24 protein-coding genes and 1 pseudogene are annotated in these 24,426 nt (G+C 65.6%); 14 read left to right on the top strand and 11 right to left on the bottom strand.

Going from position 1 to position 24,426, the window contains the following annotated elements:
- Together VKI00_RS17135 and VKI00_RS17130 are read left to right on the top strand one after the other, a co-directional pair.
- Positions 1–883 (top strand): adenosine deaminase (locus VKI00_RS17135; RefSeq protein ID WP_324439408.1); only part of this gene is annotated, 883 nt, incomplete at its 5' end.
- 519 nt (positions 884–1,402) lie between these two features.
- Positions 1,403–2,470 carry a hypothetical protein gene (locus tag VKI00_RS17130; protein ID WP_324439406.1) on the top strand — a complete coding sequence of 356 codons (1,068 nt, stop codon included), beginning with the start codon at positions 1,403–1,405 and terminating at the stop codon, positions 2,468–2,470.
- 113 nt (positions 2,471–2,583) lie between these two features.
- Here the strand turns inward: VKI00_RS17130 and VKI00_RS17125 are convergent, their stop codons facing one another.
- Both VKI00_RS17125 and VKI00_RS17120 read right to left on the bottom strand, forming a co-directional pair.
- Positions 2,584–3,867 carry a primosomal protein gene (locus tag VKI00_RS17125; RefSeq protein WP_324439404.1) on the bottom strand — a complete coding sequence of 428 codons (1,284 nt, stop codon included), beginning with the start codon at positions 3,865–3,867 and terminating at the stop codon, positions 2,584–2,586.
- Positions 3,868–3,917: 50 nt separating this feature from the next.
- Entirely contained in the window at positions 3,918–4,820 is a 903-nt protein-coding gene (locus VKI00_RS17120) for an alkaline phosphatase family protein (protein ID WP_324439402.1), read from the bottom strand.
- Between the two features lie 202 nt (positions 4,821–5,022).
- On the opposite strand from VKI00_RS17120, the gene VKI00_RS17115 reads away from it, so the two are divergent.
- Both VKI00_RS17115 and upp read left to right on the top strand, forming a co-directional pair.
- Complete coding sequence (locus tag VKI00_RS17115; RefSeq protein WP_324439400.1) at positions 5,023–6,420, top strand: PE-PPE domain-containing protein; 1,398 nt, start codon at positions 5,023–5,025, stop codon at positions 6,418–6,420.
- A 28-nt stretch (positions 6,421–6,448) separates the two neighbouring features.
- A complete protein-coding gene (gene upp / locus VKI00_RS17110) occupies positions 6,449–7,072 on the top strand; it encodes a uracil phosphoribosyltransferase (RefSeq protein ID WP_324439398.1) in 624 nt (207 codons plus the stop codon).
- An 11-nt stretch (positions 7,073–7,083) separates the two neighbouring features.
- On the opposite strand, the gene VKI00_RS17105 is transcribed toward upp, so the two are convergent.
- The 3 genes from VKI00_RS17105 to VKI00_RS17095 are packed head-to-tail and all read right to left on the bottom strand — an operon-like array spanning position 7,084 to position 9,924.
- Positions 7,084–8,697, bottom strand: a complete 1,614-nt coding sequence (locus VKI00_RS17105) for a phospho-sugar mutase (RefSeq protein ID WP_324439396.1) — start codon at positions 8,695–8,697, stop codon at positions 7,084–7,086.
- Between the two features lie 19 nt (positions 8,698–8,716).
- The gene (locus tag VKI00_RS17100) at positions 8,717–9,523 is read right to left on the bottom strand and encodes a purine-nucleoside phosphorylase (protein WP_324439394.1); all 807 of its coding nucleotides are present in this window, start codon (positions 9,521–9,523) and stop codon (positions 8,717–8,719) included.
- 11 nt (positions 9,524–9,534) lie between these two features.
- Complete coding sequence (locus VKI00_RS17095; RefSeq protein WP_324439412.1) at positions 9,535–9,924, bottom strand: MarR family winged helix-turn-helix transcriptional regulator; 390 nt, start codon at positions 9,922–9,924, stop codon at positions 9,535–9,537.
- A gap of 87 nt (positions 9,925–10,011) precedes the next feature.
- On the opposite strand from VKI00_RS17095, the gene VKI00_RS17090 reads away from it, so the two are divergent.
- Positions 10,012–10,668 (top strand): TIGR03086 family metal-binding protein, encoded by a 657-nt coding sequence (locus VKI00_RS17090; protein ID WP_324439392.1) that lies wholly within the window; start codon positions 10,012–10,014, stop codon positions 10,666–10,668.
- Positions 10,665–11,117, top strand: coding sequence for a hypothetical protein (locus VKI00_RS17085; RefSeq protein ID WP_324439414.1), 453 nt, complete (start codon positions 10,665–10,667; stop codon positions 11,115–11,117). The genes VKI00_RS17090 and VKI00_RS17085 overlap by 4 nt, the downstream gene beginning before the upstream one ends.
- A gap of 7 nt (positions 11,118–11,124) precedes the next feature.
- Here VKI00_RS17085 and VKI00_RS17080 read toward each other — a convergent pair.
- Positions 11,125–11,367 (bottom strand): annotated as a pseudogene (locus VKI00_RS17080) (purine-nucleoside phosphorylase); the annotation flags it as partial.
- Positions 11,368–11,451: 84 nt separating this feature from the next.
- Positions 11,452–11,796 carry a PAS domain-containing protein gene (locus VKI00_RS17075; protein ID WP_414687227.1) on the bottom strand — a complete coding sequence of 115 codons (345 nt, stop codon included), beginning with the start codon at positions 11,794–11,796 and terminating at the stop codon, positions 11,452–11,454.
- Positions 11,797–12,205: 409 nt separating this feature from the next.
- Here VKI00_RS17075 and VKI00_RS17070 point away from each other — a divergent pair, with 409 nt between their 5' ends.
- The gene (locus VKI00_RS17070) at positions 12,206–13,387 is read left to right on the top strand and encodes a M20 family metallopeptidase (RefSeq protein ID WP_324439388.1); all 1,182 of its coding nucleotides are present in this window, start codon (positions 12,206–12,208) and stop codon (positions 13,385–13,387) included.
- The gene (locus VKI00_RS17065; protein WP_324439386.1) at positions 13,384–14,556 is read left to right on the top strand and encodes a M20 family metallopeptidase; all 1,173 of its coding nucleotides are present in this window, start codon (positions 13,384–13,386) and stop codon (positions 14,554–14,556) included. The genes VKI00_RS17070 and VKI00_RS17065 overlap by 4 nt, the downstream gene beginning before the upstream one ends.
- On the opposite strand, the gene VKI00_RS17060 is transcribed toward VKI00_RS17065, so the two are convergent.
- Positions 14,553–15,026 (bottom strand): gamma-glutamylcyclotransferase, encoded by a 474-nt coding sequence (locus VKI00_RS17060; protein ID WP_324439384.1) that lies wholly within the window; start codon positions 15,024–15,026, stop codon positions 14,553–14,555. The two genes, VKI00_RS17065 and VKI00_RS17060, sit on opposite strands and share 4 nt — an antisense overlap.
- Positions 15,027–15,159: 133 nt before the next feature.
- Between VKI00_RS17060 and VKI00_RS17055 the strand changes: the two genes are divergently transcribed.
- The 3 genes from VKI00_RS17055 (at position 15,160) to VKI00_RS17045 (ending at position 19,309) form a co-directional block, all read left to right on the top strand.
- A complete protein-coding gene (locus tag VKI00_RS17055; protein ID WP_324439382.1) occupies positions 15,160–16,566 on the top strand; it encodes an NAD(P)H-quinone dehydrogenase in 1,407 nt (468 codons plus the stop codon).
- Between the two features lie 119 nt (positions 16,567–16,685).
- Positions 16,686–18,443, top strand: a complete 1,758-nt coding sequence (locus tag VKI00_RS17050; protein ID WP_324439380.1) for a glycerol-3-phosphate dehydrogenase/oxidase — start codon at positions 16,686–16,688, stop codon at positions 18,441–18,443.
- Positions 18,440–19,309, top strand: coding sequence for a pseudouridine synthase (locus tag VKI00_RS17045; protein WP_324439378.1), 870 nt, complete (start codon positions 18,440–18,442; stop codon positions 19,307–19,309). The genes VKI00_RS17050 and VKI00_RS17045 overlap by 4 nt, the downstream gene beginning before the upstream one ends.
- Here the strand turns inward: VKI00_RS17045 and VKI00_RS17040 are convergent.
- A complete protein-coding gene (locus VKI00_RS17040) occupies positions 19,306–19,614 on the bottom strand; it encodes a hypothetical protein (protein ID WP_324439376.1) in 309 nt (102 codons plus the stop codon). The two genes, VKI00_RS17045 and VKI00_RS17040, sit on opposite strands and share 4 nt — an antisense overlap.
- Positions 19,615–19,865: 251 nt before the next feature.
- Here VKI00_RS17040 and VKI00_RS17035 point away from each other — a divergent pair, with 251 nt between their 5' ends.
- The 3 genes from VKI00_RS17035 to VKI00_RS17025 all read left to right on the top strand — a co-directional run bounded on the left by VKI00_RS17035 (position 19,866) and on the right by VKI00_RS17025 (position 23,423).
- Positions 19,866–20,777 (top strand): alpha/beta hydrolase family esterase, encoded by a 912-nt coding sequence (locus VKI00_RS17035; protein ID WP_324439374.1) that lies wholly within the window; start codon positions 19,866–19,868, stop codon positions 20,775–20,777.
- Between the two features lie 193 nt (positions 20,778–20,970).
- A complete protein-coding gene (gene pstS, locus VKI00_RS17030; protein ID WP_324439410.1) occupies positions 20,971–22,080 on the top strand; it encodes a phosphate ABC transporter substrate-binding protein PstS in 1,110 nt (369 codons plus the stop codon).
- Between the two features lie 122 nt (positions 22,081–22,202).
- Positions 22,203–23,423 carry a PPE family protein gene (locus VKI00_RS17025; protein ID WP_324439372.1) on the top strand — a complete coding sequence of 407 codons (1,221 nt, stop codon included), beginning with the start codon at positions 22,203–22,205 and terminating at the stop codon, positions 23,421–23,423.
- Positions 23,424–23,441: 18 nt separating this feature from the next.
- Here the strand turns inward: VKI00_RS17025 and VKI00_RS17020 are convergent, their stop codons facing one another.
- Both VKI00_RS17020 and VKI00_RS17015 read right to left on the bottom strand, forming a co-directional pair.
- Entirely contained in the window at positions 23,442–23,669 is a 228-nt protein-coding gene (locus VKI00_RS17020; protein WP_324439370.1) for a hypothetical protein, read from the bottom strand.
- Between the two features lie 44 nt (positions 23,670–23,713).
- Positions 23,714–24,061: a DUF732 domain-containing protein gene (locus VKI00_RS17015; RefSeq protein WP_324439368.1), complete on the bottom strand. Its 348-nt coding sequence runs from the start codon at positions 24,059–24,061 to the stop codon at positions 23,714–23,716.
- Positions 24,062–24,426 lie beyond the last annotated feature (365 nt).

Genomic DNA, 24,426 nt, shown 5'->3' with positions numbered 1-24,426 from the left:
GCCGTTCTCGCACACCGTCGCGGTGATGCAGACGCCCGAGTCGCTGCACCGGGTGGCCTACGAATGCGTGGAGGACCTGTCCGCCGACTCGGTGGTATACGCCGAGGTGCGGTTCGCCCCCGAACTGCACATCAACCGCGGGCTGTCGTTCGACGCCGTCGTCGATGCCGTGCTGGCGGGTTTCGCCGACGGGGAGAAGGCGGCCGCAGCGGCCGGACGAGCCATCGTCGTGCGCTGTCTGGTCACCGCGATGCGCCACGCCGCGCTGTCCCGCGAAATCGCCGAGCTGGCGATCCGATTCCGCGACAAGGGCGTGGTCGGATTCGACATCGCCGGTGCGGAAGCCGGCTACCCACCCACCCGGCACCTGGATGCATTCGACTATATGCGAAATAACAACGCGCGCTTCACGATTCACGCCGGTGAAGCCTTCGGGCTACCGTCCATCCACGAGGCGATCGCATCCTGTGGTGCCGACCGGCTGGGCCACGGCGTGCGGATCGTCGACGACATCGACGTCGCCGACGACGGCACGGTGCGACTGGGCCGATTGGCATCGATACTGCGGGACAAGCGGATTCCGTTGGAGCTGTGCCCCAGCTCCAACGTCCAGACCGGCGCGGTCAACAGCATCGCCGAGCATCCGTTCGACCTGCTCGCCCGGGCGCGGTTCCGGGTCACCGTCAACACCGACAACCGGTTGATGAGCGACACGACAATGAGCCGTGAAATGCTGGCTCTCGTCGACGCGTTCGGATACGGCTGGAGTGACCTCGAGCGGTTCACCATCAATGCGATGAAGTCCGCGTTCATTCCCTTTGACGAGCGACTTGCGATCATCGACGAAGTCATCAAACCGCGCTTTGCGGTGCTGGTCGGTTAGCGGGGACTGACCACACCGGCAACATCAGCACCGTCTGACCTTCACCACTCTGGCCGGCAGAGCGATATCGCATGCGATAGCACTTTGCGCAGGGTCTTGTCTTAGCGAATTCCTCTGGCCGCCCGATGAATCCGCCGTGATCACCGGGGAATTCCACCGGCGGCGGTACCGTGCCCTTGCCGCGCCGCCGCGAGCGCGAGACCGTCATGTCTCCGTTGCCGCAAGGTAACCCAATCAAGTGCAGAATGTTGCCCAGCGTTGTCACCCGCGACAATTCCGCGACGAGTTGGCTTTGTTATCCATCGGTACCTTTTGGCGGGCATCAAACAGACGCTGTAGGGCGCTCACCAGCGACAGGACCGCCATGACGACCAAGCGGACCGGTTTGTCACACCGTGACCCGACAGATTGTCCACCCGCGCCGGACACCGGGCAGCACTGGCATCCGGCCTGTCACCGGCCGTCTCGAACTTCGTGTGCGCGTGTTGTCGTTGATCGCTTCGGACAAGAGCAGTGATGATGAGTAGCGGGGCCTTGTTCCTGGCGGTGTTCCTGGCCTCCGCCGTCGAGGGAGTCGAAGCGCTGGTCATCGTGCTGGCAGCCGGTACCAGCAGAGGTTGGCACTCGGCGATCAGCGGGGTCGTTGCGGGCGTTGTCGTGTTGTCAACGGTGATTGCCGTGCTGGGTCCCGCGCTCGCTGTCATTCCGCTGGCAGCCCTGCGCCTATTTGTCGGCGGCCTGCTGCTGACCTTCGGCCTGCGGTGGCTGCGCAAGGCAATCCTGCGGGCCGCCGGCCTCAAGGCGCGGCACGACGAGGTCGCCATCTTCGCCACCGAGGTTGCGGCCGCCGAGGCCGCTGCTGTCATCCGCCGGCCAGTGGTTGGCGACTGGTACGCCTTCACTCTGTCGTTCAAAGGTGTTGTCCTGGAAGGCCTCGAAGTCGCGCTTGTTGTGGTCACCCTTGGCGCCAACCAGCGCAGCATGCCCCTCGCGGCGCTGGCAGCGATAACCGCGGTGCTGGTCGTGACTATCGCTGGAGTCCTCGTCCAGGCGCCACTGACTCGGGTGCCCGAAAACACTATGAAGTTCATCGTCGGGATCATGCTGACATCGTTCGGCGTCTATTGGGGTGCCGAAGGCGCCGGCGCGCAATGGCCCGGCGCCGACAGTGCACTGTTGGTGCTCGTTCCTGGCGTCGCGCTTGTCGCCCTCGCACTCACGGCCCTGCTGCGTAGAACAGAGGCTCGTCCCTTGGCGGCGGCACCAGTACCCACCGAAAACAAGGGTCGCATCATGGCCCGCCGCCTCGCAGCGTTCGTCACGTTCTGGTATGAGTTCATCGTCGGCGATGACTGGCTCGTGGCCGTCGGGGTGGTCTGTGCACTCGCCCTTACCCGCGTTCTGCACGTCACCACGACAGTCCCGGTGTGGTGGGTGCTGCCTGGCACCGCACTCATCCTGCTCCCAACGAGCTTGTGGCGTCACTCCCGAATCCCTGGAACTGACGCAACGATGCGAGCGGACGTGGCATCGGTGGGGGGAATTGGCAGTTCGCGGAGAGCCAATCGACTGCACCTGCAGACTTGAACCGACGACGCCCGACAAGGGCGGAGCCGAACCGTTCAACCAGAGTTGTTCGACCCGCGTTATTCGCGCCTTAGCCGCGACGCGCACAGCAATGTCGTCGCCGGCTTGCGGCGCTATTCGCGCCTTAGCCGCGACTCGACGAACTGCTCCAGCTCTTCCCACGCTCGCACCGAGGCGGCGTACGGGGGTGCGGGCTTGCTTACCGAGTCGGGATCGAGAACGTAGGCTGCCAGCTTGCCCAACGGCCGTTCCCTCGCCAGGGCCTTCTCGACGGTGTTGTCCTCAGCGTAGTCGCCCACATCGCGAAGCAGCTCGACAGCCAGATCAAGCTGGTCACGGTCCAGCGCGTCCGGGCCGTCGGCTAAATCGTCGGCCATTCCGGTCAGCACATAGACGTTGTCCTCGGTCACCTCGACCTGCAGGGAGCCGTCAGTTGCGGCAGTGCGGATGTCGTCGTAGGTGCTCAAGTCGGACAAATCGTGGTCGTGCTCATCGGCCAGATATCTGGCCAGGGCCCGCTCCGAGGTGAATACGCTGATTCGACCGTTACGGCCCAGGAAAATCGGGCGGTCGTCGAAATAGCAGCGCAGTGTGTAGAACGTACCTGCGGCGGTCATGATCCGGATCGGGTCGATGCCGACTTTCAGCCAAAAATCCTCGTCGCCGCCGAGCACAACCTCGTCGCCGGTGGCACCGGCTGTCTCGCCGTCCTCGGCAGGCTCGGTCTCTTGCTCCTCGGTGCCGGCGTCGCTTTCCTGATGGGTGCCCGAATCGTCCTCTTCGAGGTGCTCTTCTTCGACCGGTTCGGCCAGTTCGGCAGCGGCGGCGTCCGATATCGCGCTGTCAACGTCGGGAGTGCTGATGATCTCGTCCAAGGCGCCGAGCACGTCGTCCCAGCTACGTCCGATGACTTCGGCGATCACGTTCCAGCGCTTGAGACCGGCTTTGCCGGTGAAGTGGTCGATCCCGCCGGCCAGCGTGCCCAAGGTCGGGTTGCCGTTGAAAAATTTCATCACCGCCGGCAGCTCGCACACCGACCCGATCGACGAGACGATCGCCAGCGAGTTCGCCAGCGCGGTCACGGACTTTTCGGTCGGTTTCTCGGAGACCACCTCCTCGACCCCGATCAGGTCGAATTGCTTGTCGTCGGCGGGCTCGAGCTTGTGGGCGTTGGCCTCGGTCAGCCCTTTCCACCCCGGGTGGTCCACCAGGTCGTTGTCGGTGTTGGTGCGCACGAATGCCACCAGGTCAGCGGCCGTCTGGAACGCGTAGAGGTCCTCATCCTTACCCAGAAACCCCTCCCACTCGTCGCCCGCGTCGCGCCAGCGGGGCGCCCACACGGTGTAGTGGTCACCGTCGGTCAGGCTCAAGCAGATCGGGACGAGGTCAGCAGCCATGCGGCACACAATAGCGACGGGCGGCGTGGCTGCCGGACGCCAGGCTGCGGTTAGGCGCCCCAAATGTCGGTGATGGCGGGCGCTCTGGTTGCATAGCCGAGCTTCGGCAGCCCGTACATCTGCTCCAGCGTGGACAACACGTTGTAGTGGCTGATCGGCTCGCTGTAAGTTCCGGGTCTGACGTTCGCCCCGTAGATCACCGTCGGAATCTGGTTCCGCGAGGTGTTGTCGTCCTCGTCCCATGTCAGGATCAGCAGGCTGTTATTGGCTTTCGCCCATTCGGCGTACTGCGACAAGTTCTGATACAGCCACGTGTCGCCTTGGCCGATCGAGCCGTCGTGCATGTCATTGTCGAGGTTCGGGGTGACGAATGCGACCGTCGGCAAGCTGGCGTAATTCGACGGGGCCGGAAACGCGGAAAACGGAAGGGAATAGGAGCCCGGGATATTGCTGAAGCTGACCCAGGGCACATGCTTGCGCGCATACTTTCCCGCCCGGCATTCCGTCGAGCCGACCGCGGGCAGGCTCTCCGCGAAGCCCACGAACGTGTAACCGCCGGCGAGCAATTGCGAGCCGAGATTGGGCGTGTTGCCCGCGTTGACCGGACAGACGTTGTCCTTCACCAGCGTGTCGCCGGCGAACAACGCGTAATAGTTGGGCTCGCTGGGATGCACCTCGGCGAACGACTGCGCCATCATCGCGCCACCGGCGGCCAGCTGGTTGATGTAGGGGGCCGATCTGTTTCCGATGATGTTGGCTTGCGAGCGATTTTCTTCCACCACGACGACGATGTGCGCTGGGGTCGGAACGGCGGCCGCCTTGAAGTCCACCGGGGCCGTTTCGTGGGCTCGATGAACCGACGGCCACGACATCAGCACACTGGAAGCCGCCAGCACACCGAATAAGCTGACCGCTCGATATCGCTTGCCACTGCGCGATGGTCGGCGTCGCATGGCGGGGAGTATATGGTTCCCGCCCCAGCTCATTGGTGCACGCCGACGCGTGTCGAGTGGCGGAAGCGCAACCGACGAATTCGCGAATTGCGTCATGAAGAGTGCCCGAACAGGACATGATGTTTGCCAATCGCCGGGCCGGGGATGATCACGCCATCTGTGGCTGCATTCTCGGCTGGCGGTTTACCGCTGGGAGGTCGGGATGTCAGAACCGAGATTGCGTTCGCGGGGTTATGCATCGTTGGTGATCGCTTGTGCCGCCGCCACCGGCGCGTTGTCGATCGGACTGTGGGCCTTCCCGTCTGAGGTGAAAGCGCTCATCGCGGAGGCCAGGCTGCTCGCCGACGAGGGCTGGATCATGAGCGGCACCGGCGTTCCCACCCCTGACAACGGTTTCCTCAGCTCAGTCGAATCGCTGTACCTCAGCCAGGACAGCGCCTACACCTTCGACCCGCTGACCACGCCGGAGCAGTTTTGCCCGTTCGTCTGCAATCCCAGCGAGCCGAACTTGGGCTTCGGCGACTCACTGAATACCGGCGCCAGCGACCTGAACAACGTAATCGTCCCGGCACTACAGGGCGGAAACGACGTCGCCGTGCTGGGCTACTCGCAGAGCGCCGACGTCGCCACCGTGGAGATGAACGACCTCCTCAACAACACGCCGGCCGGAGTCAACCTGAACGACTTGAGCGTCACGCTGCTCGGTGACCCCCAAAGCCCGATCGGCGGCATCCTGGACCGCTTCCAATTCCCCGACGGCGTCGGCGCCTTCAGCTTGACTCCCGAGCCCCAACACGTTCCGTTCGTTGATATCCCGCTGAGCCTGGCAACCACCCCGACCACCGGGATTGCGACCGACATCTACACCGGCGAATACGACGGCTGGGCCGATTTCCCCGAGGATCCCAGCAACCTCTTCGCCGACCTCAACGCGCTCATCGGGATCGAGACGGTTCACCCCTACTACCCGGACCCGACTCCCGGCGTGAACTTGGACACGAATGGCATCATCAGTCTCGGGTCGATCGGCAATACCAACTTCTATGAGATTCCCGCGCCGCTGCCGACGTTGGCGTTCATGTACGACGGTGGCCCCGCTGGGCAGTTCTTCTACGACTCCTTCGCGCCGTTTGCGACCTTGTTCGACGACTGGGGCTACGGCAACCCCGGTGATCCGGGCGCCGGCATCGAAGTCAACGGGGTCGACCCGATCGGTGCTGCCGGCCCCTGGACGGTCGACGCGACCGGCCAACTGGTCGAGTCCGGGGGCGCCGGCTTTGCTCCGGAGATGGATCCGCTGCAGATGCTGGCCGGAATGGAATACGCCACGGTGCAGACGTTCGTTGGGCCGATCGACGATCTTTTGGAGGACGCCGGGCAGTCGCCGCTGCCGACGTCGTTCGTTGACTCGCTGCTGTCAGGCTACGACGCCACGAACCAGCTGGACGCGTCGCTGCTGACCGAGTGGACTGCCTTGACGGCGAGCATCCCGTCCTTGGCGCCAGACGCCATTTTCAGTGGCGACCCGGCGATTTCCGCACAGCCGCTGATCGACTTGGTTGGCTACGGCTTCGACATCTTCAACTTCTTCGGCGCCTAAGCCGCGGACCCGGCTAGGGTCAGGTCCCGTGGATGTACGTGTCGTTGAGCACCCGCTGGCAGCGGCCCGGCTGACGATACTGCGCGACGAAAACACCGATAACGCAGTGTTTCGCGTAGCGCTGCGAGATCTGACCCTGATGCTGGTCTACGAAGCCACCCGAGACGCGTCCCGCCAGACGATCACCGTGCGCACCCCACTGGCCGAGACGGCCGGCACCCGGTTGGCGAAACCGCCGCTGCTGGTGCCGGTCCTGCGGGCCGGGCTGGGCATGGTCGATTCGGCCCTTCTGCTGTTACCGGAAGCCCAGGTGGGGTTTGTCGGCGTGGCCCGCGACGAGGAAACCGCTTTGCCCACACCGTATCTGGAGTCATTGCCCGACGATCTGCGTGGCCGGCCGGTGCTGGCCCTCGACCCGATGCTGGCTACCGGCGGGACGATGAATTACACCATCGAGTTGCTGCACCGCCGCGGCGCCGACGACATCACCGTGCTGGCTGCACTCGTGGCCCCGGAAGGCATTGCGGCGTTGGAAAAAACAGCGCCCGACGTACGAGTGTTCACCGCGGCCGTCGATGACCGCCTCAACGACGTGAAGTACATTGTCCCGGGCCTCGGCGACGCCGGCGACCGTCAATTCGGACCGTGCTGAGACAGCAGCGCCTACCAGTGCTGCACCGACGATGCCAGTTCGTCGCAGAGCGCGGTCGCCCGCCGGCGAACACCGGCCAGATCGTCGGCCACCGCGGACCGAACTTCGATGTAGCACTTGACTTTCGGCTCGGTGCCCGACGGTCGGACAACAACGCGGGCCGACGTGCCGGCGTCGCCGCCGGTGAAGATCAGCGCATCGGTTCGATCGACATCGGGGCGCTGCAGCAGATCAGTTGTGGTCGAGGCGAATCCGGCCAGCCGAGTGGGCGGCGAAGTCCGCAGCCGACGCATCAATGCGGTTGCCTCGTCCGGGTCGGTCACCGCCCATGACACGGCGGCGCCGACGTGCACGCCGAATCGGCGGGCCAGGTCATCCAGCGCGTCGAGGACCGAGCGGCCTGAAAGCTTTAGCGTCGCCACCAAATCGCAGGCGAGCACCGCGGCGCTGATGCCGTCCTTGTCCCGGACCGCGGCCGGGTCGACACAGTGCCCGATCGCCTCCTCATAGGCGTAAATCAACGTGCTGCCGGGCAGGTCGGCATCGGCGCGGGCCAGCCATTTGAAGCCGGTCAGGGTCTCCACGTGGCGTGCGCCCCAGCGGGCGGCGATTGCCGAAAGCATCCGCGACGACACCACGGTGCTGGCCACCACACTGGTGGCGAGCTCGCCCGGTTCGGTTCGAGACAAGATGAAATCGCCGAGCAGCCAACCGGTCTCATCACCGGAAAGCATCCTCCAGCCCGTCGGTGTGGGTATCCCGACCGCGCAGCGATCGGCGTCAGGATCGAGCGCGATCACGATCTCGGCATCGACGTCGTCGCCCAGCGCCAGCAGCGCGTCCGTGGCACCGGGCTCTTCGGGATTGGGGAACCGGACGGTCGGGAAGTCCGGATCGGGCCGAAACTGGCTGGCCACGGTATGCACATCGCCGAAGCCGGCGCGTCGCAGCGCTTCGACGGCCACGTCGCCGCCCACCCCGTGCAGGGGCGTCAGCGCCACCCGGACCGGGCCCGACGAGCGCCGCACCCGAACGGCCCGCTCGATGTAGTGCTCGACCAGACCTGGGTCAGCCGGTTCGACGTGCGCCCTGCCGATCTCGTCGGCGAAGGGGGCCGCGTCAATCGCGGTTTCGATCTCGTGGTCGGTGGGGGAGATGATCTGCATTCCCCCAGCGAGATACACCTTGTAGCCGTTGTCGGCCGGCGGATTGTGTGATGCGGTGATCTGGATGCCCGCCGCAGCGCCGGTGTGCCGCACGGCAAATGCCAGTACGGGTGTGGGTACCGGATGCGGAAACAGCGTGGGCGAAAAGCCCGCGGCGGCAAGTACTTCGGCTGCCGCCACGGCGAATGTGGCTGAGCCGTGCCGCGCGTCGCGCCCGACGAACACCGTCGAACCGGCGTCGCCGCGCTCGGTGAGCACCGTTGCGACGGCCCAGGTGGCACGCAACACGACGGCGAGGTTCATCGCGTCCGGACCACCCCGGACCGGGCCGCGCAGTCCCGCGGTGCCGAATGTCAGCGGCCGGGCGAACCGCGCCGCCAATTCGGCCGGATCGCACTGCGCGAGCTCGGCGGCCGTCGCCGGGTCGGGGTCGTGCGCGATCCAATCCTCCGGAGTCACTGGATTCCTCAGAAGCCCTCTACAGCTGCGCGACCACGTCGGCCAGTAGTGCGCCCATCCGGGTCGCCGAGGCCGCGCCGGCGGCAAGCACCTCGGCATGGCTGAGCGGTTGACCCGTGATGCCGGCCGCCATATTCGTCACCAGCGACATCCCCAGCACCTCGGCGCCCGCCGCCCGCGCTGCGATCGTCTCGTGCACGGTGGACATGCCCACCAGATCGGCGCCCAGCGTCCGCAGCATTCGGATCTCGGCCGGCGTCTCATAATGCGGGCCGGGCAGCCCGGCGTACACGCCTTCGGTCAGCGCCGGGTCGACCGCGCGGGCCAGCACCCGCAGTCGCGGCGCGTAGGCGTCGACCATGTCGACGAACTGGGCCCCGACCAGCGGAGACCGCGCGGTCAGGTTCAGGTGGTCGCTGATCAGCACCGGCTGGCCGACCGCGAAGTCTTGGCGCACCGCACCGGCCGCGTTGGTCAGCACGACGACGCGTGCGCCGGCGGCGCAAGCCGTCCGCACCGGGTGCACGACGTGCATCAGGTCATGCCCTTCATACGCGTGGACACGACCGGCCAGCACCAGCACGCGGTGTGCACCGATACCCAACGACAACACGTGACCGGTATGGCCGACCGCAGTCGGAGGGGTGAAGCCGGGCAGTTCGGCCATCGGCAGCACGGCGGTCGCCGAGCCCAGGGCGGCAACAGCGGGCGCCCACCCCGACCCCAGAACGATCGCGACATCGTGTTCGGCGATCCCGGTGCCCTCGACGATGAATTGCGCGGCCCGCCGCGCAAGCGCGGCGGGGTCGGGCGGGCCGTCACTCACAGTCGGGCAGCCTAACCGCCAAAGGTGAGCTGGCGCAGCGCGCGCAGAAAGACGTCTCGGTCGTTGGCCGATAGCTGCCCGAGCCAGTGCTCCTCCCCACGCTGGATGGCCACCTGCACTGCGTCTTTGGTGGAACGGCCCGACTCGGTGATCGCGAGCAGGCGCGCGCGGCGGTCGTCGGGGTCGGGAATCCGTTCGATGAAACCGTGCTGCTGCAACTCGTCGAGGGTGGGAATGATGCGTGTTTTGTCGGCGCCGATCGCCTCGGCGAGTGCGGCTTGAGTGCGGATCGGCGAACGATCCAGGGCGCTGAGAACGATGTAGCCCCACATCGACAGGCCGTGCGCGGCCAGCACCGGTTGCTCGGCGGCGACCGTTTGACGAGCCAGCTGCGCGAGCATCTCCGCGAGGTCTGGACGCGTCGCCTTTCGCACCACATCCGGATGATAAGGCTTGACATACGATCTACATATGCATATAATAAGCGTATGCATATGAATCAAGATGTTCGACCTTTACATCGGATTGCCGTACTGGCCTCTGTTGACGTGGTCTCGGCCGTCACCGTCGACGACTTATCGAAGGTGACGCCGTGCGTTGGCTGGAGTCTCGCCGACCTGCTCACTCACATGACGGTCCAGCATCGCGGCTTTGCCGCCGCCGCACGCGGCCACGGCGCCGACCAGGCGATATGGCAACCCGACACCGTCGCCGAAGCGGTGGCAGTCGACCCGGCCGGCACCTACTCTGCGGCCGCCACCGCGGTGATAGACGCATTCGCCGGCGCCGATGTGCTCGATGCGGCTTTCGCGTTACCGGAGTTTGGGGCCGGCGCGACCTTCCCGGGTTCAGCGGCGATCGGGTTTCATTATGTGGACTACGTCGTGCACGGCTGGGATGTGGCGCGCACGTTGGGTCAACCCTTTGAGCTTCCGGTCGACGTTGTAGCCGCGGCATTGCCTTTGGCGTTCGCGGTGCCCGACGGAAGCTTTCGCACCTCCGACAGTGCTGTATTTGGCCCGGCGATCCCGTCGACGGAGCCGATCAACGACCTCGATCGCATCCTCGCTTATCTCGGCCGCTCCCCAGAGTGGAATCCACCGGTCATGGCGAAGACCAGCGGCATGGCAGCGAAGAAGTCATGACGACAACATCGTTGGGCACCTGGACTGGTCAACCGCCGATGACGCCTGGGAGCGGCATCCTCAGCGCGGACTGGCTGCCCGGCCCGTCCCACGGCACCCAGTCCCCAGTCGTGGTGAGTTTCACCGACTTTCATTCAGATTCGGAAGAGGATTGGCAACAGATCGCCGCATTGGGCATGAAGCTGGCGGAAAGCTGGCCGATCATGCGTGGCGCGGTCGGGCTTTGGCTATGGGGCAAGCACGTCGAGTTGCGCGGCGGATCGCTGTCCGTCTGGGAAAGTCACGCGGATCTGCGTCGTTTCATCCGCTGGCCCGTTCACGTCGCCATCATGAAAAATTGGCGCGGACGTATACGCGTCCGATCCGCCAGCTGGGATGACGAGCGATTTGTTCCGCCGCAGGCATGGCTTCGCGCCGAGACCTACATTCGGACGCCGCGCGACATGTGAGACGGTCGCGACGGCGCCCCGCCTGCGGGTACAACACCTGACCGGTGTTACCGACCGCAGTCGGAGGGGTGAAGCCGGGCAGTTCAGCCATCGGCAGCACCGCGGTCGCCGAGCCCAGCGTCACGACGGCCGACGCCCACCCCGACCCCAGAACGATCGCCACATCGTGTTCGGCGATCCCGGTGCCCTCGACGATGAACTGCGCGGCCCGCCGCGCGAGCGCGTCGGGATCGGCCGGACCGTCACTCACAGTGCGGGAGCCTAGCGGCCAGCAGTGATGTCTTCACTCTGCGGTGGTTAAGCGCGGAGAACATTTAATCGGCCCGCGAAGCGCTCAGGCTTTATCGCTCCACAGCCGCGCGGTCAGATCGTGGAAGACCGCGAGCGCGACGTCGTCGTCACGGCGCAACATCGCGGATTTACTCATGCTGGCCCGCACGGCAAAACCGTCGCGGTGCGCCAGCTCGACGAGTTGGTCGGCGTATGAGCACATGACGGCGGCCGCGGGCCGGTCGGCCGGCAGATGCCTAAATATTTCGTGGAACTTCAGCTGCAAGACGGTGTGCTCGGTGTGACCCAGCATTCCGGCGAATGCCGCGTTGGTGAACAAGATTGTGCCGTCTTGGCCGATGGCTAGCGCCGGGACCGGTAGCCGTTCCAGCACAACCACAGCAGGCATCCGGCGCAGTTTGGCGGCGGGTGGTTGCTTGGTCTGACCGGGCCGTCGCCGATCCATAGCCGGAGCATCGCCGGGCGATACATGCCAATGGTTGACCAACGAGCGAGGAGAATTCGACATTAGACCATCCCTGGGGTCCACCGTGCAGATTCGGATCCCACCCCAAATGTCCCCGCTGTCGGATACTAGGGCGTTTGGATCAAACACGGGCTGGCAGCAAAGATAGACGTACCACCACCCGTCTGACCGGCAAACCGGCAATTTTGTCCAGATTCCCGGAACGCATGGATCGATTCCCAGGCGGTTCGCCGCTTTCCGCCATCGCCGAGCCGCTCACGAGCGTGCCGTCCTGGTGGATGGTGAGCCGGACGTTGTCAGCACCGATGGTCGTCGGTGAGATACTGCGAGAATGGCCTCAATCCCGGTGTTGGATCGCGTCGAGGACGCGGTGCGGCGCCGTGGCGCGGACCTCATCGAGCTATCCCACGCGATTCACGCCGAACCGGAGTTGGCGTTCGCAGAGCATCGCAGTTGCGCCAAGACCCAATCGCTGGCGGCTGAGCGGGGTTTCGAGATCACCGCGGCAGCCGGTGGATTGGACACCGCTTTCCGCGCCGACTTCGGCGCCGGTCCGTTGGCCGTCGGCGTGTGCGCCGAGTACGACGCGCTGCCCGGAATCGGTCATGCCTGCGGACACAACATCATCGCCGCATCGGCAGTGGGCGCCGCGCTGGCACTGGCCGATGTCGCCGACGAACTGGGCCTTAAGGTTGCGCTGCTGGGCACACCCGCCGAGGAGTTCGGCGGTGGAAAAGTGTTGCTGCTCAACGCCGGAGTCTTCGACGACTTGGTGGCCGCGGTGATGATGCATCCCGGGCCGGTGGATATCGCGGCCGCCCGGTCGCTGACGTTGTCCGCGGTCCGGGTGGAGTATCGCGGGCGGGAAGCACATGCATCGGCCGCACCGTTTCTGGGTGTCAACGCCGCCGACGCAACCACCGTGGCACAGGTGGCCATCGGGCTGCTGCGTCAACAGCTGGCGCACGGACAGCAGGTGCACGGCATCGTCTCCGAGGGCGGCCAGGTCGCCAACGTCATCCCGAGCCGGACGGAATTGCAGTACACGATGCGCGCCACCGAAGCGTTGTCGCTTGCCGATCTGGAAGGCAAGGTGGGCGACTGCTTCTTGGCCGGCGCGGTCGCCACCGGCTGTGAGTACAGCGTTGAGCAGACCGAGCCGATGTACGACGCGCTCAAGCCCGATCGGTGGCTGGCCGGTGCCATCCGCGACGAGATGACGCGGCTCGGGCGTACACCCGTCGACGAGGAACTCGAGGCGAAGCTGCCGTTGGGCAGTACCGACATGGGCAACGTCACGCAATTTCTACCGGGGATCCATCCGATGGTCGCCGTCGACGTCGGCGGCGCTTCGCTGCACCAGCCCGAGTTCGCCGCGGCTGCGATCGGTCCGAGCGCCGACAAGGCCGTCGTCGATGGCGCAATCATGTTGGCGCGCACAGTCGTTCGTCTTGCCGAGTCACCGGATGAACGCGATCGGGTGCTGGCGGCTCGTGAGGAGCGGCGCTTATGACGCTTGCCGACATCGCTGACTCGTGGCTGGCGGCCCACTTCGACGACTTGGTCGCCTGGCGGCGGCACATCCACCGCTACCCGGAGTTGGGCCGCCAGGAGTACGCGACCACACAGTTTGTCGCCGAACGGTTGGCCGACGCCGGGCTCAACCCGAAAGTGCTACCCGGCGGGACGGGCCTGACCTGCGATTTCGGTCCCGACCGGGAGCCCCGGATCGCGTTGCGGGCCGACATGGACGCGTTGCCGATGGCCGAGCGGACCGGTGCCCCGTATGAGTCGACGATGCCCAACGCGGCGCACGCCTGCGGTCACGACGCGCACACCGCGATCCTGCTGGGGACGGCGTTGGCGTTGGCGGGGGTGCCGGAACTGCCGGTTGCGCTGCGGCTGATCTTCCAGCCCGCCGAAGAGCTGATGCCCGGCGGCGCGATCGACGCGATCGCCGCCGGCGCGCTGTCCGGGGTGAGCCGGATCTTCGCCCTGCACTGCGATCCCCGGCTGGCGGTCGGCAAGATCGCGGTGAAGGCGGGGCCGATCACCTCGGCCGCCGACATGATCGAGATCACCCTGTATTCGCCGGGCGGGCACACCTCGCGGCCACACTTGACCGCCGACCTGGTCTACGCGCTGGGCACGCTGATCACCGGGTTGCCCGGCGTGCTGTCACGTCGCATCGACCCACGCAACAGCACCGTGATGGTGTGGGGCGCGGTCAATGCGGGGGTGGTCGCCAACGCGATCCCGCAGACCGGCGTGCTGGCTGGCACTATCCGCACGGCCAGCCGGGAAACCTGGCTGAGCCTCGAGGACATGGTCCGCGAGGTGGTGGCCGGTCTGCTGTCGTCGCTGGGTATCGAGCACACCCTGCAGTACAACCGCGGTGTCCCGCCGGTGGTCAACGAGGAGATCTCGACGCGCATCATCGCCCACGCCGTCGAGGCGGTCGGGCCGGATGTGCTGACCGATACCAGGCAGTCCGGCGGCGGCGAGGACTTCTCCTGGTATTTGGAAGAAGTACCGGGAGCGATGGCGCGACTGGGAGTGTGGTCGGGCCACGGTCCGCAGCTGGACCTGCATCAGCCGACGTTCGACCTCGACGAGCGCGCGCTGGCGATCGGGGTGCGGTTGATGGCAAACATCGTCGAGCAGTCCGCCGCCCTGATTTAGCTTCCCGGACCGATGTTTCGCGCCGCGCGGGTGCGCAGGTTGTGCACGTATTCGTCTGGCGCGCCGGCGATTTCGGCGGCATCGGCCATCACACCGATGTAGCGGGCGGACGGCAGACCACCCTCCCAGGCGTCTACCACATACAGCCACGCCAGAACCGGGTCGGTGGTGGTGTCGGACGACAGGCGCTCCACCCGACACCGAATCTTCTTATGGATGCCCAGCTCGGATCCCTCCCACCGATCGAGGTTCATCTCGTCGGCGGGCGTCATGTCGTAGAGCACGACGAACACCTTCGCGGCCGGATCCTCGACGACGGTGGCCAGCGCGCCCTCCCAGCCGATGTCCTCACCACCGAACGTCAGCCGCCAGCCGTGCAACCAGCCTGTTCCGGCCATCGGCGAGTGGGGTGCGCGTTGCTGCATCTGCTCGGGATGCATGTTCGAGCCGTAGGCAGCGTAGAGCGGCACGGAGAAAGCTTAAACGGCCAGCGCACGAGCGGCGATGATCCGACACGTTGGCCTTAGGTTGCTCGGTTGGATTGCCCGGCTTCTCCTCGCGCCGCGCTGCGCCGCGCATCGTCGCAGGGCTAGGTTAGGACCCGTGGCGACCCGCATCGTGATTCTCGGCGGAGGACCGGCCGGTTATGAGGCAGCGCTCGTCGCGGCGGCACGCGACGCCGAGGTCACCGTCATCGACTCGGACGGCATCGGCGGCGCGGCCGTGCTGGTCGACTGCGTGCCGTCGAAGACATTCATCGCCTCAACCGGCGTGCGCACCGAACTGCGCCGGGCGCCTCGTTTGGGCTTCGACATCGACATCGAGGACGCCAAGATCTCGTTGCCGGAGATCAATCAGCGAGTCAAGACGCTGGCCGCCGCGCAGTCCGCCGACATCAATTCCCAACTGGTGAGTGCGGGTGTCCACGTGGTCGCTGGCAAAGGTGAGTTGATCGATGCGAGCCCGGGTCTGGCGACCCACTGCGTCAAGGCGACCGCCGCCGACGGCACCACCAGCACCTACGACGCCGATGTCGTCTTGATCGCCACCGGCGCCAGCCCTCGGGAGCTGCCGTCGGCGCAGCCCGACGGTGAGCGCATCCTGACCTGGCGCCAGCTCTACGATCTGGACACCCTACCCGACCACCTGATCGTGGTGGGCTCCGGTGTTACCGGCGCCGAATTCGTCAACGCCTACACCGAATTGGGCGTAGACGTCACGGTTGTGGCCAGCCGTGACCGGGTGCTGCCGTATGAGGACGCCGACGCCGCCCGGGTGCTGGAGGAGTCGTTCGCCGAACGCGGCGTTCAGCTGGTCAAGAATGCGCGGGCCGAGTCGGTAACCCGCACCGACTCCGGGGTGCTGGTCAAGATGACCGATGGTCGCGTCGTGGAGGGCAGTCACGCGCTGATGACGATCGGGTCGGTGCCGAACACCGGCGGCCTGGGCCTGCAGCGGGTGGGCATCGAGCTGGGACGTGGTAACTACCTGACCGTCGACCGGGTGTCGCGGACGTCGGTGCCGGGCATCTACGCTGCCGGGGACTGCACCGGCCTGCTGTTGTTGGCATCCGTCGCCGCGATGCAGGGCCGGATCGCCATGTGGCACGCGTTGGGAGAGGCCGTTAGCCCCATCCGGCTGCGCACGGTGGCCGCCGCGGTGTTCACCCGGCCCGAAATCGCCGCCGTCGGTATTCCGCAGTCGGCCATCGACAACGGATCGGTGCTGGCCCGGACGATAAAGCTGCCGTTGCAGACCAATGCGCGCGCCAAGATGTCGGGACTGCGCCAAGGCTTCGTCAAACTGTTCTGCCGGCAGTCCACCGGCGTGGTCATCGGCGGCGTGGTGGTGGCGCCGATCGCGTCCGAGTTGATCCTGCCGATCGCGATGGCCGTGCAGAACCGCATCACCGTGAATCAGCTGGCCGAAACGCTGTCCGTCTACCCGTCGCTGTCGGGCTCGATCACCGAGGCGGCACGGCGGCTGATGGCGCACGACGACCTGGACTGACCCAGCCCGGCGACGATGCGGGCCGAGTGCGGCCCGAGGAGGAGCCGGGCAATTGGGCCCGGCCAGGTAGCCTAGGGACCAGTGCCCTACTCACCAGTAACCGACGGGAGAGCTGTGCCGTGAGCGACCCGATTCGCCTACCGGGGAGCGAGCAGACCCGACCGAGTTCCTTCTTGGGGCCCGAGCAGCGCGCCGCGGCGTGGGAACGGCTCGGCAGCGAACAATTCGACGTCGTGGTCATCGGTGGCGGCGTAGTGGGTTCGGGATCCGCGCTGGATGCGGCTACCCGTGGGCTGAAAGTGGCGATGGTCGAAGCGCGTGATTTCGCCTCCGGCACGTCGAGCCGGTCCTCGAAGATGTTTCATGGCGGGTTGCGCTACCTAGAGCAACTGGAATTCGGGCTGGTGCGTGAGGCGCTTTTCGAACGTGAGTTGTCGTTGACCACGTTGGCGCCGCATCTGGTTAAGCCGTTGCCGTTTTTGTATCCGCTGACCAAGCGGTGGTGGGAACGCCCATATGTCGCTGCCGGGCTCGTACTGTACGACGAACTTGGCGGCGCGAAATCCGTTCCGGGGCAGAAGCATTTGACCCGCGCCGGTGCGCTGCGGCTGTGCCCGGGTCTGAAGCGAAGCGCGCTGATCGGCGGCATCCGCTACTACGACACCGTCGTCGACGACGCCCGGCACACCATGACCGTTGTTCGGACCGCCGCGCAGTACGGCGCGGTAGTGCGATCGTCCACACAGGTGGTGTCGTTGCTGCGCGAAGGTGACCGGGTGACCGGCGTGCGGGTGCGCGACTCCGAGGACGGCGCCGTCACCGACGTCCGCGGTCACGTCGTCGTCAACGCGACCGGGGTGTGGACCGACGAGATTCAGGCATTGTCCAAGCAGCGTGGGCGTTTTCAGGTGCGCGCCTCTAAAGGAGTGCACATCGTCGTGCCGCGGGACCGGATCGTCAGCGACGTGGCGATCATCCTGCGCACCGAGAAGTCGGTGATGTTCGTCATCCCGTGGGGCAACCATTGGATCATCGGCACCACCGATACCGACTGGGCATTGGACCTTGCGCACCCGGCGGCCACCAAGGCCGACATCGACTACATCCTCGGTACCGTCAACACCGTGCTGGCCACCCCGTTGAGCCACGCCGATATCGACGGGGTGTACGCCGGCTTGCGCCCATTGCTGGCCGGGGAGAGCGAGGACACGTCCACGTTGTCGCGGGAGCACGCGGTGGCCGTGCCCGCACCGGGCCTGGTCGCCATCGCCGGCGGTAAGTACACCACCTACCGGGTAATGGCCTCTGATGCGATTGACGCTGCGGCGCAATATATTCCGGCTCGAGTCGCACAGTCGATCACCGAGAAGGTGCCGCTGCTGGGCGCCGACGGCTACTTCGCGCTGATCAACCAGACCGAGCACGTCGGTGCGCTGGAAGGTCTGCATCCCTACCGGGTGCGTCATCTGCTGGACCGCTATGGATCGCTGCTCAGCGAGGTCCTGGCGCTGGCCGCCAAGGACCGCGACCTGCTCAACCCGATCTCCGCGGCACCGGGCTACCTGAAGGTGGAAGCGGCGTATGCCGCTGTCGCCGAGGGGGCTTTGCATCTGGAGGACATCCTGGCCCGCCGGATGCGGATCTCGATCGAGTACGCCCACCGCGGTGTCGACTGCGCGCGTGAGGTGGCCGAGATCGTCGCGCCGGTGTTGGGCTGGACCGCCGCCGACATCGACCGTGAGGTCGAGACGTACACGGCGCGGGTGGAGGCCGAGGTGCTTTCGCAGGCCCAGCCCGACGACGCGTCGGCAGATGCGCTGCGGGCCAGCGCTCCGGAGGCCCGCGCGGAGATCCTCGAGCCGGTGCCCCTGACGTGAGGCCGGCGCCGCTCCCGCCACGCGACGGATTAGGGCCGGCGCGAGTGCGGGTGCGCGGCGGAGCGCTGGGCGACGAATTGCTGGCCCGGTTCGGCCCCGAGGTTGCCGCCAAGGCCATCGCCGGTGAGGTCGTCGACCGGGACGGCGCGGTGCTCGATCCCGCGACGGTGCTGCCGGCCGGTGCCAGCGTCTACCTCTACCGCGACCTGCGCGACGAGGTTCCGGTGCCGTTCGACATCCCCGTGCTGCATCGGGACGACGACATCGTGGTTGTCGACAAGCCGCACTTCCTGGCCACCATGCCCCGTGGGCGCCACGTCGCGCAGACGGCGCTGGTGCGATTGCGCCGAGAACTGGGATTACCCGAGCTGAGCCCGGCCCACCGGCTGGACCGACTGACCGCCGGGGTGCTGCTGTTCACCACCCGTCGCGAAGTTCGTGGCGCCTACCAGACGCTGTTCGCCCGCGGTGAGGTGCACAAGACCTATGTGGCGAGGGCGGCGGCCGACCCGGACGTAACGTTGCCGCGGGTGTTCAGCAGCCGGATTATCAAGCGCCGCGGCCATTTACAAGCTGTCGAGGAACCCGGTGAGCCCAACGCCGAGACCCTTGTCGAGTTGATATCGCCAGACGGCCTGTATCGGCTGACACCGCGCACCGGGCGCACCCACCAGCTGCGAGTGCAGATGGCTTCGCTCGGGCTAGCGATCTATGGAGACCCGTTGTACCCCAACATAATTGACGCAGCCCCCGACGACTTCTCCACGCCGCTGCAGTTGCTCGCGCAGCGCATCGAGTTCGATGACCCGCTGACCGGCGTCAGGCGCCGTTTCGTCAGCGCGCGACGCCTAGATCCCGGGCGCTAGCAGCGCTCGGCGCCGCGGCGCATGCGCGGTAGGTCTTGAGTTACCGGTGCCGCCAGGCGCGGAGTGGCCGCAGCATCGGGTCCGGGCGCCACAGTGCGGGCCAGTGCCACACCCGCTACGGCGGCACGCAGTGTCTCCCAGGCGCGCGTCGTCAGGGTGCCGGCCCCGTGGGAGCGGATAGTCGTCAAGTTGTTGAGGGTGACGCGGTTCTGCAGTGGTAGCACGCTCGTGCCCTTCAATAATCCGGCGAAAGTCGTTCGTGGTACTCCCACAACGTCGTCGGTATATTCCTCCGTGACTAACACGAAGACCCTGCTTTATCGGTGATCGGGGTCACAGGCCAGTCAGCGAGACCAACCGCCAATCGACAATTTCTATTCCACGGTACGTGCCGACTGTTCTTCCCGCGCGCTGATGAGCACGCCGTGTCGCGAGCTCGATCAGCGTGGCCAGGCGGTTTTACAAGGCACGCCGCTGGAAAGCTATTTAACATGTGACTAAGAGCACACGTCAGCCGCCGCCGACATTCGTAAAATAGTCAAGTAACTTGTCAATTATGTCACTGAGGCGACTGCTGCCCCTGATCGTGATCGCGGTCGCGTTGGTCGCCTGCGGTGCGCGCTGTGGGTGGACCCCTCCCGGCGACCCGTCGGCGACCTTGGAGTTCGGTGGGTTGTCGCGGACCCACCTGCTCCATGTGCCGCCGGGCCGTCCCACCGGTCTGGTGGTGAATCTGCACGGTGGGGGCAGCACGGGGTCCCAGCAGAAGAGGCTGACGAATTTCGATGCCGTCGCCGACGCGGATGGCTTCGTGGTCACCTATCCCGACGGCATCGACCACAACTGGGCGGACGGTCGCGGGGCGTCCGAGCCGGACCGTCGTGGCGTCGACGATGTGGGGTTCCTGGCGGCGCTGGCGGGCAAGCTGCAGCACCAGTACGGCATCGCCCCGGGACATGTCTTCGCGACCGGAATGTCGAATGGCGGCTTCATGTCCAACCGGTTGGGCTGCGATCGTGCCGACGTGTTCGCTGCGGTCGCTCCCGTTTCCGGCACGCTCGGCACCGGTGTTTCCTGCAACCCGTCGCGCGCCGTGGCAGTTCTAGCGGTCCACGGAACCGCCGATCCGCTTGTCCCGTTCGACGGCGGGTCGATGCTCGGCCGCGGCGGCACTAGCGCCATCGTGTCGGCTCCGGCGATGGTCGAGCGATGGCGCTCAGTCGATGGATGCCCACGCGCACCCGCCGCGGAAACCCTGCCGAGCACCGGAGACGGAACTGTCGTGCATCGCTTCACGTCCACCCCGTGCGCAGCGGGCACGGCAGTGGTGTTCTACCAGGTCGACGACGGCGGGCACACCTGGCCCGGCGGGCCGCAATACCTGCCCAAGGTGATCATCGGGCCCACGACGCACGCGTTCGCCGCGTCGGAAGCCATCGGACGGTTCTTCGCCGCGCACGGTCGTTGAGTCGGTAGACGCCTTCGGGATCGTAAACAGCTGGGAAACTGCGGCTGAAATCGAAAATCCGGCGATGACCGAGCGCAATTGCCGGACGGCCGACCTTGTTACGATGCGTCATGGCTGCGAGGAGGACAGCAGTTTGGCGGGCTGGGGCCACGCCGGCGTCGATCGTCACATCGTTCCATTTGAAGGAATTAGATTGAGAGTCAAGAGATTTGGCGCCGCACTGAGTTTTCTGACGGCCGTCGCGGTGGTCTTGTCGGCATGTGGTCACAACAACGCGACTTCAGGAAGCGGTCCGTCAGGCACGTTGCAGGTGAAGGTGTCTTGCGGCGGCAATCAGACCCTGAAGGGCAGTGGTTCCACCGCCCAGGAAAACGCAATGAACCGTTTCGTCAAGGCTTTCGAACAATCGTGCCCGGGCCAGTCGGTGAATTACACGCCCAATGGTTCCGGTGCTGGAATCAGCGAATTTATCGGCAACGTAACCGATTTCGGTGGGTCGGACTCTCCGCTGAACGTAGGTGAGGAGGCGCAGGCGGGCCAGCGGTGCGGTTCACAGGTGTGGGATCTGCCGATGGTGTTTGGCCCCATCGCCGTCGCCTATAACGTCCAAGGCTTGACTTCGCTGAACCTCAACGGTCCGATTACGGCCCAGATCTTCAACGGCCAGATCACCATGTGGAACGATGCTGCAATCCAGCTGCTGAACTTGGGTACGAAGCTGCCCAACGAGCCGATTAGGGTCGTGTTCCGCAGCGATGATTCCGGGACCACGGACAATTTCCAGAAGTATCTCGATACCGCTTCCGCCGGCACGTGGGGTTTCCCCGCCGGAAAGAAATTCAACGGCGGTGTCGGCGAGGGCGCTCGTGGCAATGACGGCGCCGCCGCGGCCGTCAAGAGCGCCGAAGGGGCGATCACCTATATCGAATGGTCCTTTGCCCAGTCGCAACATCTGGACACCGCCAATGTCATCACGACGGCGGGCCCCGAACCGGTGGCCATCAGCCCAGAATCGGTGGGAAGGACGATTTCATCTGCCTGGTTCATGGGGAAAGGCAACGACCTCAGCTTGGACACGATCTCGTTCTACCGGCCAAACCTGCCCGGCTCCTACCCGATCGTGTTGGCGACGTATGAGATTGTCTGTTCGAAGTACCACGATCCGCAGGTCGGTGCGGCCGTCAGGGCGTTCCTGCAAAGCGCGATCGGCAGCGGCCAGAATGATCTGACGGACCACGGATATATGCCCATTCCGGACGCGTTCAAGTCGCGACTGGTGACCGCGGTCAACGCCATCTCATGACCGAGGTCATTTCGGCCTATTCGGCCCTGCGGCGCGCTCGATGCACAATGTTTCAGGGTTTTTTTCACCCTAGTCAACGCAAAGTTCCAAAAGTTTTCCCGCGGTAGTCGATCTTTAGTGCCATGGAGTTCACAACGCTGCCTCCCGAAGTCACGTCTGCGCTGATCCATTCGGGGCCCGGTGCGGAATCCCTGATCGCGGCTTCGGCGGCGTGGCAGCAACTCGGCACCAATCTAGAAGACTCTGCCGAGAACTATGTGGCTACGTTGTCGTCACTGGCTGAGACCTGGCAAGGTCCATCCTCACTGGCGATGTTCCAGGCCGTGCAGCCCTACGTGACCTGGATGCAAACCACCGCGCAGCAAGCTGAGCAGACCGCCTCTTCGGCGATGGCTGCGGCCGCGGCATTCAACTCGGTCCGCGCCGCGGTGGTTCCGACGGCCGAGGTCGCGGCCAACCGGGTGCGGCTGGCGCAACTGTTGGCTACTAATGGATTCGGGAGGAATCTTCCGGCCATCGCCGAAACCGAGTCTGAATACCAGAGCATGTGGGCGAACAACTCGGCGGCGATGACTCGCTATCAGGCGGCTTCCACGCAGGCCTCCACACTGCCGCAGTTGACGTCGCCGGCCTCGGTAACGAATCCGACCGGACTGGCCACGCAGGCGAGTGCAGCGGCTGCCGCCGACCCGACAGCGGCGACTACCGGGGCCACGTCTGGGGCCACTTCGGCCCAGCTCGGGCCCATCGCTAGTATCTTGGCGGCAATTGAGCAGTACTTCTCCTTCTCCAACAACAGCAATGCCGCCTTCGGGCCCAACGCCAACCTCTGGAACACCATCTTTTCGTCCGGATTTCCCGTCAACCTGCTCAGCTATCTGGCGCAGAACCAATCGGCCCAGGCCCTGTCGAGTGTGAACAACGCAATTGGCCAGGGTGTATCGGAGGGTGAGTCGGCGCTCGGCGGGGGACTCGGAGGGGGAGCAGCCGGTGCGTTGGGTGGTTTAGGGCAGCTGGGTCCGGGTGCGTTGGGCGCCGCCGGACTCGGCCAAGCGTCCACGTCGGCGGCGATCGGTACTGGAGTGTCGATCGGCAAGCTGACCGCGCCGCCTGCTGTCGTCGGACTGTTGCCGGGTCAGCAAGTGCCGGTGCAACTTGCCTCGGCGGCAACGCCACTTGGCGCGGGTGAATCCGGGATGCCCATGCTGCCGCCGTTGATGCCGCCGCCGATTTCGCCGGCAGGCAGCGGTTGGCGCAAACGCAAGCAGCAGAAGTACGAAGATATGGCGATCGGCGCCGAGCTCAAGGGGACGGTGATGCGTCCGCCGCCGTCGGCGGGATGAGCGCTCGCGCCCGACAGCTCAGTTGTTGGCGGGACGCGGCTGGGTGCCGTGCAGGAAGCCGAGGCCGTTCTGGATACCTAGGTCCAGCGGGTCCATAGCAGGAGCCTTGCCATCCGTGACCGTGGCCGGCGGTTGGCAGCTGCATCCCAGGGTGCCGAACGGGCTGGGGTCGGCGCTGGCGGGCGTTGCTATTCCTGCTGCTGCGCTGAACGCGATCGCGGCGGCGAACAATACTTTTCTGATCACCAGTGGGTCTCCGTAAGAGTAGATAGCACAGTCTACGAGCGCCGTCAGGATCCTGCATGCCGCGGGCAGAACGCAGCGATGCTGACGCCGACGAAGAACCCGGCGTGATACCCGTCCAAACTGCTCTGTTGCATCACGTCATTTGCGACGTCGCTCGAGGCTCTACCGGAATCAAGTTCGTCGCAGACCTCGTGAGCGGCGATGATCGCGGCCTGTGGGGACGCGAAGGTAATGCCCCGAGAATTGAGCGCATTCACGAAATTGCCATCGACGGCGTCGGCATGCGCGGTCGGGGCACAGACCCCCACGAGGCTAAGCAGTGCGACCGACAAGACGATGCCGGCCAATAGCGAGCGCGCACAGCGGCGCGAGCACATTTGTGTGGTCGTCATTCCTTAACCTCTCCGCTGAGCAAACGCGCGAGTGTTGGGGACGGCAAGTACAAGCCGCAGACATTGCGATCATCGCATGCCACGGCCAGGCTCGTGGAGCCCCTCCCGTCGTTTACCGAACGGACATGTGCTGGGCGTTCAGCGTTGGCAGGCGGGGCACCAGTACGCCACCCGCTTCACCGCTGTCGGCGGGGTCAGCTGCATCGATCCGGCTTGACCACTAGCTCGACGCTGCTCGATCTGATCGGTGACACCTCCATCTTCGGCTCCATCGCATCGGAGACCATCGACGCGCTGTTCGGCGTCTAACTCGGCGGCGCTGTCAACGCTGGCAGGCCGGGCACCAGTAGGTGACCCGGTCACCG

The sequence above is a fragment of the Mycobacterium sp. genome (assembly GCF_035314665.1).
Classification (GTDB): Bacteria; Actinomycetota; Actinomycetes; order Mycobacteriales; family Mycobacteriaceae; genus Mycobacterium.
Note: the sequence above shows the minus strand (reverse complement) of the source record. Positions and strands in the feature narration are given on the sequence as shown.